Source organism: Enterovibrio qingdaonensis (assembly GCF_028683135.1).
In the GTDB taxonomy this organism is placed as follows: domain Bacteria; phylum Pseudomonadota; class Gammaproteobacteria; order Enterobacterales; family Vibrionaceae; genus Enterovibrio; species Enterovibrio qingdaonensis.
This window is the reverse complement of the sequence record NZ_JAJUBB010000005.1, coordinates 296,175-310,311: the sequence shown is the minus strand read 5'-3', so window position 1 is coordinate 310,311 and position 14,137 is coordinate 296,175. Positions and strand designations below refer to the sequence as shown.

The window sequence follows — 14,137 nt, the reverse complement described above, 5'->3', positions numbered from 1 at the left end:
TGTTGTTTTCTTTTGAAAACGGAGCACTAAAAAGAATGGTGGCTACGACGGGATTCGAACCTGTGACCCCATCATTATGAGTGATGTGCTCTAACCAACTGAGCTACGTAGCCATCTTTTATTTCAGAGGCTTCCCCCTGAGTGCGGGGCGCATTATGCGAATTCGCTCGTTAGCCGTCAACCTTTTTTCCAAGGTTTTTTTAGAGATTTAGCGACTTCGGTGTGAATTTAAGCAATGTGGTGGTATTTATAACAACCACACCTTTTGAATATCACGTTTTCGTTACCTTAGAACGAAAAAAAGCTGGCCAGAGCCAGCTTTTTAGTATGCTTTGCAGTAAATACTTATACGTTAAAGCGGAAGTGAATCACGTCGCCATCTTTAACGATGTATTCTTTACCTTCCAAACGCCATTTACCGGCAACTTTTGCACCTGCTTCACCGTTGTTTTGAATGAAGTCATCAAAGCCGATGATTTCAGCACGGATAAAGCCTTTTTCGAAGTCAGTGTGGATTTTACCTGCAGCTTGTGGCGCAGTTGCACCAACAGGGATGGTCCATGCACGCACTTCCTTCACACCCGCGGTGAAGTAAGTTTGCAGGGTCAGCAGATCGTAACCTGCGCGAATAACGCGGTTCAGACCTGGTTCTTCCAGACCCATTTCTTCTAGGAATACTGCTGCTTCATCAGCGTCCAGTTCAGACAATTCGCCTTCGATCTCCGCACAAACAGCAACAACAGTTGCGCCTTCTGCGTCAGCGATTTCACGAACGATATCCAAGTATGGGTTGTTTTCGAAACCGTCATCGTTCACGTTCGCGATGTACATGGTTGGCTTCATGGTCAGGAAGTTCAGGTAATCAACCGCTGCTTTTTCTTCTTTGGTCAGTGACACTGAACGCAGCATGTTGCCTTCTTCCAGAACTGGAAGCAGTTTTTCTAGAACGCTGATTTCGAATTTCGCATCGCGATCACCGCCTTTCGCTTTCTTTGCTTGGCGTTGGATAGCACGTTCACATGCTTCCAAGTCAGACAAAGCCAGCTCAGTGTTGATAACATCGATATCGTCAGCAGGGTTTACTTTACCCGCAACGTGAATGATGTTGTCGTTTTCGAAACAACGAACAACGTGGCCGATTGCATCAGTTTCACGGATGTTAGCCAGGAACTTGTTACCCAGACCTTCACCTTTAGATGCGCCCGCTACCAGACCTGCGATGTCTACGAATTCCATCGTGGTAGGCAGGATACGCTGTGGGTTAACGATTTTTGCCAGTGCGTCCAAACGCAGATCTGGCACTGGTACCACGCCAGTGTTTGGTTCGATAGTACAGAACGGGAAGTTAGCCGCTTCAATACCTGCTTTGGTCAGAGCGTTGAACAGAGTTGATTTACCGACGTTTGGCAAACCAACGATACCGCATTTAAAACCCATGAGATGGTAACCTTTCGTTGTAGAAACAGGATAATACCGCTCGAACTAAATGCTCATGATTTAATCCGTTTGGTATCGGCGCACGGCCTTTTGGCTTATTGCGCTTTAAATGTATGCAGGCGATTTTGCGCCTTGGCCAGATCGTCTTTTAACAAGATATCGATGCAGCGTACGGCTTCATCAACGGCTTGCTCGATTTGGCTATGTTCGTTGGCAGGTGCTTTAGTTAGTACAAAGCCTGCCACTTTGTCTTTGTGTCCCGGATGACCGATACCGACACGAAGACGATAGAATTCTTTGTTGTTGCCCATTTTGCTGATGATATCGCGAAGACCATTATGGCCACCGTGACCGCCACCTTTCTTGAATTTGGCAACACCTGGCGGTAAGTCGAGTTCATCATGCGCTACCATGATTTCTTCCGGTTTGATCTGGAAGAATTTTGCCAGCGCAGCAACCGATTTACCTGACAGGTTCATGAAGGTAGTAGGGATCAACAAACGCAGATCTTCACCACCCACACTGATTCTGGCAGTCAAGCCAAAGTATTTTTTGTCTTCTTTCAGCGACACATTATGAATGCGCGCTAACTCTTCAACGACCCAGGCACCCGCGTTGTGACGGGTTTTAGCATATTCTGGCCCTGGATTTGCCAGACCCACTAAAAGACGAATTTGATCGCTCACGCAGAGATTCTCGTTGTTCTGAATTTTCAGTGATGAGCACAGAGCGGCAAACCCACCTGCGCCAAAAGCGGCTTATCCTACCATTATCTGCGCAAAACAAAAACGCCCCGCGAAAGCGAGGCGTTTTTCTCTGGCAAATTTCGATTAATCGAACATTGCAGAGATAGATTCTTCGTTGCTGATGCGACGGATAGCTTCAGCCAGCATGCCTGACAGTGTCAGTTGAGACACTTTACCGGTAGCTTGCATTTCCGCGCTCAGTGGGATTGAGTCAGTTACGATCACTTCGTCAATCACTGAATCTTTGATGTTCTGAGGTGCGTTGCCTGAGAATACCGCGTGAGTTGCGTAAGCGAATACACGCTTCGCGCCACGGTTTTTCAGAGCTTCTGCTGCTTTACACAGAGTACCACCGGTGTCGATCATGTCGTCAACGATGATGCAGTCACGACCTTCAACGTCGCCAATCAGGTGCATAACCTGAGAAACGTTCGCACGTGGACGACGCTTGTCGATGATTGCGATGTCAGTGTCATCCAACAGTTTTGCTGTTGCACGAGCACGTACTACACCACCGATGTCTGGAGAAACAACAACTGGATCTTCCAGTTTCTTCGCCAGCATGTCTTCAAGCAGAACAGGCGTACCGAAGATGTTGTCCACTGGCACATCGAAGAAGCCTTGAATCTGCTCTGCGTGCAGGTCTACAGTCAGAACGCGGTCTACACCAACGTTAGACAGGAAGTCTGCGATAACTTTCGCAGTGATTGGCACACGCGCTGAACGAACACGACGGTCCTGACGCGCATAGCCAAAGTAAGGAATAACTGCAGTGATTCGGCCAGCTGATGCGCGACGCAGTGCGTCGATCATCACAACCAATTCCATCAGGTTGTCATTGGTTGGCGCACATGTCGACTGGATAACGAATACGTCGCTACCCCGTACGTTTTCATTGATTTGTACACACACTTCACCGTCAGAAAAACGGCTAACGGTAGCGTCACCTAGTGACATATATAGGCGATTCGCGATGCGTTGGGCGAGTACAGGCGTTGCATTACCAGCAAACAGCTTCATATCAGGCACGGTGGAAAACCTCGGGGTTGTATCCATTGAGTGTTGACTGCCTCATTGTGTAAGTGCGCTTAGTTTAGTGTGAAGAGGTGAAGTATTCACACCTCGCGCCACAAACCCTGTGAGCCAGTCGGGCAATTTGTTTAATGTCGAACGGGCTTCAGCTTCATTTTCGAACTCAGCGAAAACGCAGGCACCTGTTCCAGTCAATCTTGACGGCGCGTATTCTAGCAGCCACGAAATAGCCTTATCAACCTCTGGGAACAACTCTCTGACAATCTTTTCGCAATCGTTTTCGTGTTTTTCTGCCAATAGCTCATTTAATGTGCGTTTTGGTGTATTGCGAGTCAGATTCTTGTGTCCAAAAATTTTGGCTGTGGCGATGCTAACATCCGGTTTTGCCACTAAATACCATTTCTCTGGTGCGTCGGCGGGTTGCAGCTTTTCTCCGACACCTTCAGCAAACGCCGTTGTTCCGCGTACAAATACTGGCACATCCGCACCGAGAGCCAATCCCATTTCTGCCAACTCATCGATAGAAATCTGAGTACCCCAAAGATAATTCAGTGCAATCAATGTCGTTGCTGCATTCGAAGAGCCGCCGCCTAGGCCGCCGCCCATGGGCAGAATTTTATCGATGTGAATATGGGCACCCAATGGGGAGTCAGTTTTCGCCTTGATTGCCATTGCTGCACGGTAAACAAGGTTATCTTCTACATTCACGCCTTCAATGTCAGGAGACAGGGTCACCAAGCCTGAATCGTTTGGCGTGATGGTTAAGGTGTCACCGTAGTCGACAAATTGAAACAGCGTTTGGAGGTCGTGATAGCCGTTTTCACGTTGACCAGTGATATAAAGAAATAAATTTAGTTTGGCAGGTGATGGCCAAACAGATGGCTGATGCGTCATTTGTACGTCCACTGAGAAATGACAAGATTCACTTTCTGGTCATTTTTAAACATTTTAATTTTAGCGGGCAGTAAACTCGCGGTGTTACTGTCATAGCTGAGGTAATCCAACTGCCAACCGGGCTTATTTGAGCCGATTGGGTTCTCGCTGAGTGATGCCAGACGGTTATCCGCACCAAGTTGGTATTCGTTGCCAGCAGCAGGAAGCCCCTTGATCCAGAACATCATGTCATCGACAGGTAATGCTATGCCAGTGAGAGATTTCAATAGATTGGCAGCGTTTCCACCTACATATCGCTTTCCGTCGTTATCCGTCAATTCCGCACGATGAGGGGTTGCATCCAGTTTCAAAAGGGTGGCACCCAAAAAATTCGTTAGGCGTAGTGATAAATTATCGCCTTGCTGCTGCCATACGAAATTGGCAGAGACACGTTGCTCTGGGCTAATGAGTGCAACTTTACCTTTAACGGTGAAGTTTTGAATGTCTGACAGTGCGGTTTGATGCGTTTCCCATTGTGTTAGCGGGACAGGAGGCGTGGTCGTACAACCGGAAAGGCTGAGAAAGCTAAGTAAGAGCCCAATAATGAGGCGTAGTTGTCGATACATTGATAACTCCATGTCAAACTCCAACGTACTCGGAGTCCTTGGATTATATCTGCGTTGCTTTGATAAATCTCGATTCAGTTGGGTTTGTGCTAAATCGCCAAGTTGGCGACAAGTGCCCAAGGCTCAAGTGTTGTCTATAAAATCAACACAACTGCATGACCTGTGGCGAAAAAATCACACTTCGCTTTGTTAGCGGGATAGGGAATATAATGTTATCTTTTATTCGACGGGCCCATAAAGTAAAATCCACGGCTCGGATTTCACCTGGTGCTGTCGGTAACCCTGCTTAATGAGCTTGTTAGTTCTCGGAATCAATCATAAGACTGCTACAGTCGATTTGCGTGAAAAAGTCGCTTTTTCACCACAACAACTTCAAGATGCGCTTAACCAGCTAAAAGAAAAGCAGGTGGTGCAGAGCGGGGTTATTGTGTCTACCTGTAACCGGACCGAAATCTATTGTGAAATAGATCATCCAAGCCCTGGGACGGTTGTTGATTGGCTACAAGACTTTCATCACCTTGATAGCGATACTCTGTTACCTTGTCTTTATACGCATCACGATCAGGCAGCTGCCCAACACTTAATGCGAGTTGCATGTGGATTGGACTCTCTCGTTTTGGGTGAGCCTCAAATCTTAGGTCAGGTGAAGCAAGCCTACGCGGAATCGGTCGATAATGATGCGATCAACGGTGCTCTCGAACGTTTGTTCCACAAAACCTTCACCGTAGCGAAACGAGTGCGAACTGAAACTGACATCGGTGGTAACGCTGTATCCGTTGCATTTGCTGCTTGCTCACTCGCACGTCAGATCTTTGAATCGTTAGAAACGTCAACGGCGTTGCTTGTTGGTGCTGGCGAAACGATTGAGTTGGTTGCCAAGCATTTGTATGAACACAAGTGCAAAAACATCATTGTTGCGAACCGTACTCGCGAGCGAGCAAAACCGTTTGCAGATGCATTTGGCGCAGAGATCATTTCTTTGGAAGAGATTCCAGAGCACATGCACAAAGCTGACATCGTCATCAGTTCAACTGCTGCACCGTTGCCAATCATTGGTAAGGGCATGGTTGAAAAAGCGATCAAAGCACGTCGTCACCAGCCGATGCTGTTGATTGATATCGCGGTGCCTCGAGATATCGAAGAAGAAGTGGGCGATTTGAATGATGCCTACCTCTATACCGTTGATGATTTGCACTCGATCGTTGAACGAAACCGAGAGCAACGCAAAGCAGCTGCAGTGCAGGCTGAAGCCATCGTTGACGAGGAAAGCTACAGTTTTATGACGTGGATGCGTTCACGCGATGCTGTCGATAGCATCAAGCAATACCGCGCCCACTCTGAAGCATTAAAAGATGAGTTACTCAGTAAAAGTCTGCAGTCTTTAGCAAGTGGTGCAGACCCGGCCAAAGTCGTGGCCGAGCTAAGTAATAAATTAACCAACAAACTGATCCATGCCCCGACCCAGGCCATGCAAGAAGCCGCCAGAAACGGTGACGAACGTACGCTTGAAACGCTGCGTCAAAGCCTTGGTCTGGATCCCCTGAAATAGTTTAAGAATTACTATGAAACCATCTATTCTCACCAAACTAGAAGTGCTCAGTGAGCGCTACGAAGAAGTACAACATTTGCTGGGTGATCCAGGCATCATCGGTGATCAGGAAAAATTCCGCGCGCTGTCGAAAGAGTACAGCCAGTTGGAAGAAGTGACCATGTGCTTCAACGCCTATAAACAGGCGGTTGATGATCTGGAAGCTGCGCAGGAAATGGCGAACGAAGACGATCCTGAAATGCGCGAAATGGCACAAGAAGAAGTGAAAGCGGCGAAGAGCGAAATTTCGCGCCTTACCGATGAACTTCAGGTGCTATTGATCCCTAAAGATCCTAACGATGAGCGTAACTGCTTTGTTGAGATTCGTGCCGGCGCAGGTGGCGATGAAGCGGGTATCTTTGCGGGTGATTTGTTCCGTATGTACAGCCGTTTTGCAGAATCTAAAGGCTGGCGTGTTGAAGTGATCAACGCCAATAACTCTGAGCAAGGCGGTTACAAAGAGATGGTTGCGAAAATCTCTGGAGACGGTGCTTACGGCGTATTGAAGTTTGAATCAGGCGGTCACCGTGTTCAGCGTGTTCCTGCAACTGAATCTCAAGGTCGTGTGCACACATCAGCGTGTACCGTTGCGATCTTGCCGGAAATTCCAGAAGCGGAAATTCCTGACATCAATCCAGCAGACCTGAAAATTGATACGTTCCGTTCGTCGGGTGCTGGTGGTCAGCACGTTAACACCACCGATTCTGCTATTCGTATTACCCACTTACCAACAGGCACAGTGGTAGAGTGTCAGGACGAGCGTTCACAGCACAAGAACAAAGCGAAAGCGATGTCTGTACTGGCAGCTCGTCTGATCAAAGCAGAAGAGGAAAAACGCGCAGCTGAACAAGCGAGTACGCGCCGTAACCTACTTGGCTCAGGTGACCGTTCAGACCGTATCCGTACTTACAACTACCCACAAGGTCGAGTATCTGACCACCGCATCACTTTGACGGTTTACCGTTTGGATGACGTGATGGAAGGGGATCTGAACTGTCTGATTGAACCTATCAATCAAGAGTTCCAAGCTGACCAACTTGCGGCGTTGGCTGAACAGCACTAATGCCAATCAGTATTGAAAATGCGCTGCGTGATGCAGCGCATTTGTTAGCAGAACATCAAAGCCCTTCACCGAGAATTGATGCCTCAGTGTTGCTGTGTCATGTCCTCGACAAACCAAGCAGTTATCTCTACACCTGGTCAGACAAAGTTCTGACTGAACAGGAGTGTGACGCGTTCAATGCGTTAGTTGCCCGTAGACAACTTGGTGAACCTGTTGCTTATATCATTGGTTATCGTGATTTTTGGTCTTTACGCCTAAATGTGGAACCAAGCACGTTGATCCCGCGTCCTGATACGGAGCGTTTAGTGGAGCTCGCGTTAGAACGATTGTCACCTGATGCAAGCGCAGTGCTGGATCTGGGAACGGGGACAGGCGCAATTGCACTATCAATTGCAAGTGAACGAAAAGATGTGCAGGTGATGGGTGTAGACCTTCGTTCAGAAGCCGTCGCGTTGGCTGAGCGCAATCAGCTTGAAAATGGTATTACTAATGCCCATTTTAAGCAGAGCAGTTGGTTTGATAACGTACCTGCGCAGACATTCTCCATGATTGTCAGTAATCCGCCTTATATTGACCCAGAAGACCCGCACCTGTCTCAGGGGGATGTGCGTTTTGAGCCCAAATCGGCTCTGATTGCAGACGATCACGGATTGGCGGATATTCGGCATATTTGTCAGCAAAGCCCATCGTTTCTTGCTCAAGATGGGTGGCTTTTGATTGAGCACGGGTATGACCAAGGTGAACCTGTTCGCACGATTTTTTCTGATGCAGGATTTGTCGACGTTGAGACACTGCACGATTATGCCGGCCTTGATCGTGTTACGCTGGGTCGTTTTGCTAACTGAAATAACAAGAAAGAGAGATTGACGGAATTATGTACGATGCATTGAAGCATACTCACCTTTTGTTTATCGCCTTGAGCGTGTCTTTGTTCATTATTCGCTTTATCTGGCGTTCGATGGGCAGCAGCATGATGCAAAAGAAGTGGGTGAAAGTTGTCCCACACATCATTGATACGGGCTTGCTTGCGACGGGTGTCGCTCTGATTGCAATTACGGGTTTTATGCCATTTACACCTGCAGGCGTGTGGATGACGGAAAAACTGACCTGCGTACTAGCTTATATCGCGCTAGGATTTGTTGCCTTGCACTATAGCCATGGCACCATGTTTAGAGTCTTTGCATTCTTTGGTGCTTTGGGTTGGGTCTATGCTGCAGCAAATCTGGCGATGACGAAAACACCATGGTTGTTGGGGTAAAAATGATCGCGTTTACAGATCAAGAACTTGATGAGTTGTCGCTGGTTGAAGGAGCGTTGGCGTTAAATGCCTCGATTGATCCTTCAACGTCGCTGCATTGGGTTCGAGCGGAACTTGAGTTGTTGGCTAAAGAGGCCGAGAATGCATTGGCAGGGGAAGCTAACGACGAGTTGCGATTAGAAGGCTTGCTACGCCTGTTCTACAAAGAGTGGGGCTTTCGTGGCGATTTTGAACAGTACTTTTCCTCAGAAAATGCCTTTGTCGAAAAGGTATTGAAGCGTCGAAAAGGCATTCCCGTCAGTTTAGGGGCGGTATTTCTGTTCTTTACCGATCGATTGGCGTTACCGGTGGAACCGGTCGGGTTTCCGACTCAGTTGATATTGAAAGTGAACTGGCGTCACCGTGAGCCGTCATACATCAATCCTTTTGATGGTGAGTTTCTTTCTGAGCGTACCTTACGAGGTTGGCTGATTGGAAAGGAAGGCCCTGTCGCGCAACTCCGTCCCGAAGATCTGGATGTATCAGACCATCCCACCTTGGTTGGTCGCTGGTTGGCCGTGATAAAAAGTGCCTTGCTACGAGAAGAGAACTACGACATGGCGTTGCGTTGTAGCGAGCTCGCTTTGACCTTCAGCCCTGACGATCCGTATGAAATTCGAGATCGTGGCTATATCTTCCAGCAGCTAAAATGTGACTGGGTAGCGGCTGAAGACTACGAATATTTTATTGCTCAGTGTCCGAACGATCCGGCTGCTGAGCTTCTTAAACTGCAAGTCAAAGTGCTGACAGCAGAAGCTCCAATTTTCCATTAATCAGGAATTCATCATGACAACACAAAAAACGGTTCAAATTGGCGATATTCAAGTTGCTAACGACAAGCCATTTGTTCTATTCGCCGGGATGAATGTGTTGGAATCTCGCGATCTCGCCATGCAGATTTGTGAGCACTATGTCGAAGTCACCCAAAAGCTGGGTATTCCGTATGTGTTTAAAGCGTCATTCGACAAAGCGAATCGCTCTTCTGTGCATTCTTACCGTGGCCCAGGCATGGAAGAAGGCATGAAAATCTTCCAAGAGCTGAAAGATACGTTTGGTGTGAAAATCATTACCGATATCCACAATGAGGCTCAGGCACAGCCTGTTTCTGAAGTGGTTGATGTGATTCAGTTGCCAGCATTTTTGGCGCGTCAAACCGACTTGGTTGAAGCAATGGCGAAAACCGGCTCTGTAATTAACGTGAAAAAGCCGCAGTTCATGAGCCCTGGTCAAGTGGGTAACATTGTCGATAAATTCGCTGAGTGTGGTAACGAGAACGTAATTCTGTGTGAGCGTGGCGCATGTATGGGTTATGACAATCTGGTTGTTGATATGCTGGGCTTCGATGTTATGAAGAAAGCAAGTAACGGCAGCCCGATCATCTTCGATGTGACGCATTCACTGCAATGTCGTGATCCACTAGGCGCAGCATCAGGCGGTCGTCGTGAGCAAACGATTGATTTAGCGCGTGCTGGCTTGGGTACCAAGATTGCGGGTCTGTTTATCGAAGCGCATCCAAACCCAGAGAAAGCGCGTTGTGATGGCCCATCAGCACTGCCACTGGATAAGCTAGAGCCGTTCCTGAAACAAATGAAAGCACTGGATGATCTGGTGAAAAGCTTCGAAGATTTGGATATCCGCTAAGCGATATTCGAAGAGAAGAAAAGCCGGCATTTGCCGGCTTTTTTGATCTTACAATTTGAAACGAGAGATTTCGCTGTTGAGCTGCTGAGACAGGCTCGACAATTCAGAGGCTTGAATTGTGGCCTGATTCGCTTCTTCTGCCAGCTCGTCTGATGCATGTCGCACGGCTTCTGTATTGCGTGTGATTTCAGCGGTCACTAACGATTGCTCTTCTGCGGCAGACGCAATTTGTGTCGCCATGTCGCTGATAGTGGAGACTGAACTCGTAATCTGCGTCAGGCTGTCAGTCGCGCTGTTGGCATCTTCCACGCTGGTGGATGCAAGATGACGACTGTCCTGCATGATTTGAACCGCTGATTGCGTGGTGGATTGCAGGGTTTCAATGGTTGCCTGTATTTCACGGGTTGAATCGTGAGTGCGTTGGCTTAAAACGCGGACTTCATCAGCGACGACTGCAAAGCCACGGCCTTGTGCACCCGCGCGCGCCGCTTCGATTGCAGCATTCAATGCAAGCAGGTTGGTTTGTTCGGCGATATCTTGAATGGTCGACAAGATAGAGTTGATGCTCTGGGTATGCGCGTGCAATTCGGTGATCACAGATGTCGCTGATTCCACTTCCGTCGACAGGTTACCGATAGACTGCTGACTCTGGTTGACTTGGGAAGCACCAGTGTGAGAGCGGTTAACGGCATCTTTTGACAGCTGTGCGGTGTTTTCAGCACTCCCCGCAATTTCTTGCGTTGCAGCGGCCATTTGGTTAATCGCCGTTGCGACCATATTGATTTCGTCTTGCTGGCCGCGAATGCGAGAGCTTCGAATGTTGGCATGCTCTGCTGCACTGCTCGCTTGCTCAGATAATGACGTACCAACATTTTTTAGGTGCACAACCATGGTATGCATATTCGCCACAAAGGTGTTGAAGTTGTGCGCGAGTTGCCCCACTTCATCGTCGCTGTGTGGGGTTAGGCGTTGTGTCAAATCTGCTTCACCACTGGCAATTTCGGCCATGGCTTTTGATACGCGATTCAAATCTCTGAATAGAATATTTACGAGCCAGATAGACATCGCTAGTACCACCAAGGTGACACCTACACTCGTCAGTATCAGTGTTGTAACTGCACTATTGTGCGCTGCCAACTCAGTGTCTAAATCTAGCTCGATACCGACATACCATTTCGCAGTCGGCAGGGGGAAAAAGTAATAGGCTTTTGGACTACCACCGACATCTAGGTGGAGAAGTGTGGCTTCTCTCGCGGCTTGTTGGACAGTTGTCATCGTTAAAGCGCGGTTATATTGCGTCAGCGGTGCACCATTTAATGACGCATCTCGGTGAGCAATCAATGTGCCTTCGTCAGTAAACAACATGCCGAAGGCGTTATCGCCAAAATCAAACTGCGCAATATCGCCCATGATTTTGCGAAGGCTAATATCACCGCCCAAAACGCCCATCAACTGATTACCGTTGAACACAGGCTCAGCAACAGTCACCATTGTCTCACCCGTCAACGCATCTCGGTATGGTGCGGTAAAGACAGTGCGATTTTCTTTCACTGCCTTGATGTACCAAGGACGTTGGCGAGGATCGATATCGACAATCGCTCCGTTTGATAAATCCAGCGAACCATCAACTTCACCGTAAAATGTCATCGCAAAATTGCCCGAAATCTGGATCATTTTCAGTGCATTGATTTCATCATTGTGCGGTTGAGTCTCAATGAAGCCTTTCATTGCGGTGACGTGAGCATCAAGCCAATCGATAAAACCGACTTTTGCCACATCGGATGAACCGCGCACTCGTTGCTGTAGACTATTTTCTGTTTGTGTTGATAGCTGGTTTGCTGCAAGCAGAGATAGGGTTGTCGCCATGACGATGACGGCAATAAGGCACGTGCCAATTAACTTCTGCTTAAGAGTGAGTGTCATTTTTACTTCCTTGCAGGGATCTCAAATAGTGGGACTGCGGCTGTCACCGTTAACGTTTCAAGGTGGAAGTGAATACGATTGAATCGCTCTGAACCTTTTGGTCAGGTAAACGACATCGATTCGTAGAGGCGGACTTTGAAGGGTAGTAAACCGGAAAAACCACAACCTCGAAACGTTACAAGTGAAAGCTACCCGTTCGTTTGATTCTTGTACGTCATGCTGTATCGGCGCAGAGAGTCGAGCCTTTAGAGAAAATTGCGATCAAGAAAGGATTTTTAACTGTGGAGGGATACTGCTTCAAACAATGTGCTTGGTTGTTTGTGAAGTGAACGATTTGTATTTGATGCAACCAAGCTATGTTGGGAATTTCAACGACGGTTAGGGGGCTTTAAAAATAAAAGAGACGTTTAGACGTCTATTTGTTGACGAAGAAAACGTTTCCTTTTACTCTGCGTTCCATATCACAAAAAGAATGCAACACAACATGACAGAGAAGCAAACAATAATCAATCCGTCAGCGCGCGCGCTGTTGCCCTTCGGGCTTTTCCTTTGCCTATTTATCGGTACGGGCATCTATTTTTCGACCCAGAATGTCGAGTTCGCCTTTTACCAGCTCCCAGCACCGATAGCGGTATTACCCGCCATTGTCCTCGCTGTTTTAATGAGCAAAGAAAAGCTCAACACAGCGATAGGCCAGTTTATCGAAGGGGTGTCACACCGCGATATCACGGCGATGTGTCTTATTTACCTGCTTGCGGGTGCATTTTCTGCTGTTGCGAAAGCAACTGGCGGTGTTGATGCAACGGTAAACTTAGGCTTAGCGGTTCTCCCTTCTAGCTTCATTTTGCCGGGCCTATTTCTGATTTCAGCGTTTATCGCAACAGCGATGGGTACGTCCATGGGGACGATTGCGGCGGTAGCACCCGTTGCGCTAGGCATTGCGCAAACCACAGGCATTGATTCCGCACTAATGGCGGGTGTGGTTTTGAGTGGTGCCATGTTTGGTGACAACCTGTCGATCATTTCTGACACCACGATTGCCGCGACGCGATCTCAAGGCTGTCACATGAAAGACAAGTTCCGTGAGAACGTGAAAATTGCGGTACCAGCAGCGTTGGTTGCACTGGTCATTTTCTTCTTTGCCAATGAAGTAACACAGCCACCGGTAGCGGGTGATATCGATTGGTTGGCGGTACTGCCTTACATGACCATCTTGATCCTTGCAGTGTCTGGAATGAATGTATTCGTCGTGCTGTCGATTGGTATCGTGTTTGCGGGTGTTGTTGGCATTGCTCAAACGCCTGATTATAGCTTGATGGCATTTAGCAAAGACATTTATGCAGGCTTCGGTAACATGCAGGAAATCTTCTTGTTGTCGTTGCTAATTGGTGGTTTGGCCGAGCTAATGCGTCAGCAAGGTGGTTTGGCATTCGTTACCGACAAACTGAGCCGATTGATCATGGCGCGTGCAGATAAGGCCGCCGAAAAAGGCTCGCCACGTGCAAGCGAAGCGGGTATTGCGCTGTTGGTTAGCTTGACCAACATGTGTACGGCAAACAATACCGTGGCCATCATTGTGGCGGGTGGTGTTGCAAAAGAGCTAGCGACACAACACGACGTTGCACCTAAACGTAGTGCGAGTTTGCTGGATATCTTCTCTTGTGTGATTCAAGGGCTCTTACCATATGGTGCGCAGGCATTGCTGCTAGGTTCGATCTTTGAGCTATCTCCACTTTCTGTTGTTGGCCAATCTTACTACTGTTTCTTGCTGGCGATTGCCGCTGCCTTTGCCATTGCGCGCTCTAAAGGACAGCACGGTACCCACTAAGATCTGTTACCCCAAATCGCTGAGTGAAAACTCGGCGGTTTGGATGTTATTCGGTGATCTATCTAGCACTTTGTTGAAAGAAC

13 protein-coding genes and 1 tRNA gene are annotated in these 14,137 nt (G+C 48.1%); 7 read left to right on the top strand and 7 right to left on the bottom strand.

Translation table 11 applies throughout. The features are described 5' to 3' along the window. Positions 1–36: 36 nt before the first annotated feature. The 6 genes from LRP49_RS09825 to lolB form a co-directional block, all read right to left on the bottom strand. Positions 37–113, bottom strand: a tRNA-Met gene (locus LRP49_RS09825). Positions 114–345: 232 nt separating this feature from the next. Then, positions 346–1,437 carry a redox-regulated ATPase YchF gene (gene ychF / locus LRP49_RS09820; RefSeq protein ID WP_274141937.1) on the bottom strand — a complete coding sequence of 364 codons (1,092 nt, stop codon included), beginning with the start codon at positions 1,435–1,437 and terminating at the stop codon, positions 346–348. Between the two features lie 95 nt (positions 1,438–1,532). Next, positions 1,533–2,123: an aminoacyl-tRNA hydrolase gene (pth, locus tag LRP49_RS09815; protein WP_274141936.1), complete on the bottom strand. Its 591-nt coding sequence runs from the start codon at positions 2,121–2,123 to the stop codon at positions 1,533–1,535. 144 nt (positions 2,124–2,267) lie between these two features. Further along, positions 2,268–3,212, bottom strand: a complete 945-nt coding sequence (locus tag LRP49_RS09810) for a ribose-phosphate pyrophosphokinase (RefSeq protein WP_067419947.1) — start codon at positions 3,210–3,212, stop codon at positions 2,268–2,270. 42 nt (positions 3,213–3,254) lie between these two features. Continuing rightward, positions 3,255–4,109 carry a 4-(cytidine 5'-diphospho)-2-C-methyl-D-erythritol kinase gene (ispE, locus tag LRP49_RS09805; protein ID WP_274141935.1) on the bottom strand — a complete coding sequence of 285 codons (855 nt, stop codon included), beginning with the start codon at positions 4,107–4,109 and terminating at the stop codon, positions 3,255–3,257. Further along, positions 4,106–4,714 (bottom strand): lipoprotein insertase outer membrane protein LolB, encoded by a 609-nt coding sequence (gene lolB / locus LRP49_RS09800; RefSeq protein WP_274141934.1) that lies wholly within the window; start codon positions 4,712–4,714, stop codon positions 4,106–4,108. The genes ispE and lolB overlap by 4 nt, the downstream gene beginning before the upstream one ends. Before the next feature lie 289 nt (positions 4,715–5,003). Between lolB and hemA the strand changes: the two genes are divergently transcribed. The 6 genes from hemA to kdsA are packed head-to-tail and all read left to right on the top strand — an operon-like array spanning position 5,004 to position 10,303. Further along, a complete protein-coding gene (gene hemA / locus LRP49_RS09795) occupies positions 5,004–6,263 on the top strand; it encodes a glutamyl-tRNA reductase (protein WP_274141933.1) in 1,260 nt (419 codons plus the stop codon). A 13-nt stretch (positions 6,264–6,276) separates the two neighbouring features. Next, entirely contained in the window at positions 6,277–7,365 is a 1,089-nt protein-coding gene (gene prfA, locus LRP49_RS09790) for a peptide chain release factor 1 (protein ID WP_274141932.1), read from the top strand. Beyond that, positions 7,365–8,210, top strand: coding sequence for a peptide chain release factor N(5)-glutamine methyltransferase (prmC, locus tag LRP49_RS09785; protein ID WP_274141931.1), 846 nt, complete (start codon positions 7,365–7,367; stop codon positions 8,208–8,210). Before prfA ends, prmC begins: the two co-directional genes overlap by 1 nt. 29 nt (positions 8,211–8,239) lie before the next feature. Next, positions 8,240–8,623 (top strand): SirB2 family protein, encoded by a 384-nt coding sequence (locus tag LRP49_RS09780; RefSeq protein WP_274141930.1) that lies wholly within the window; start codon positions 8,240–8,242, stop codon positions 8,621–8,623. Between the two features lie 2 nt (positions 8,624–8,625). After that, complete coding sequence (locus LRP49_RS09775) at positions 8,626–9,435, top strand: SirB1 family protein (protein ID WP_274141929.1); 810 nt, start codon at positions 8,626–8,628, stop codon at positions 9,433–9,435. 13 nt (positions 9,436–9,448) lie between these two features. After that, positions 9,449–10,303: a 3-deoxy-8-phosphooctulonate synthase gene (kdsA, locus tag LRP49_RS09770; protein ID WP_274141928.1), complete on the top strand. Its 855-nt coding sequence runs from the start codon at positions 9,449–9,451 to the stop codon at positions 10,301–10,303. A 48-nt stretch (positions 10,304–10,351) separates the two neighbouring features. Here kdsA and LRP49_RS09765 read toward each other — a convergent pair whose 3' ends face one another. Beyond that, on the bottom strand, positions 10,352–12,226 hold the full coding sequence (locus tag LRP49_RS09765) for a methyl-accepting chemotaxis protein (RefSeq protein WP_274141927.1): 1,875 nt from the start codon (positions 12,224–12,226) through the stop codon (positions 10,352–10,354). 484 nt (positions 12,227–12,710) lie between these two features. On the opposite strand from LRP49_RS09765, the gene LRP49_RS09760 reads away from it, so the two are divergent. After that, on the top strand, positions 12,711–14,054 hold the full coding sequence (locus LRP49_RS09760) for a Na+/H+ antiporter NhaC family protein (protein WP_274141926.1): 1,344 nt from the start codon (positions 12,711–12,713) through the stop codon (positions 14,052–14,054). Positions 14,055–14,137 lie beyond the last annotated feature (83 nt).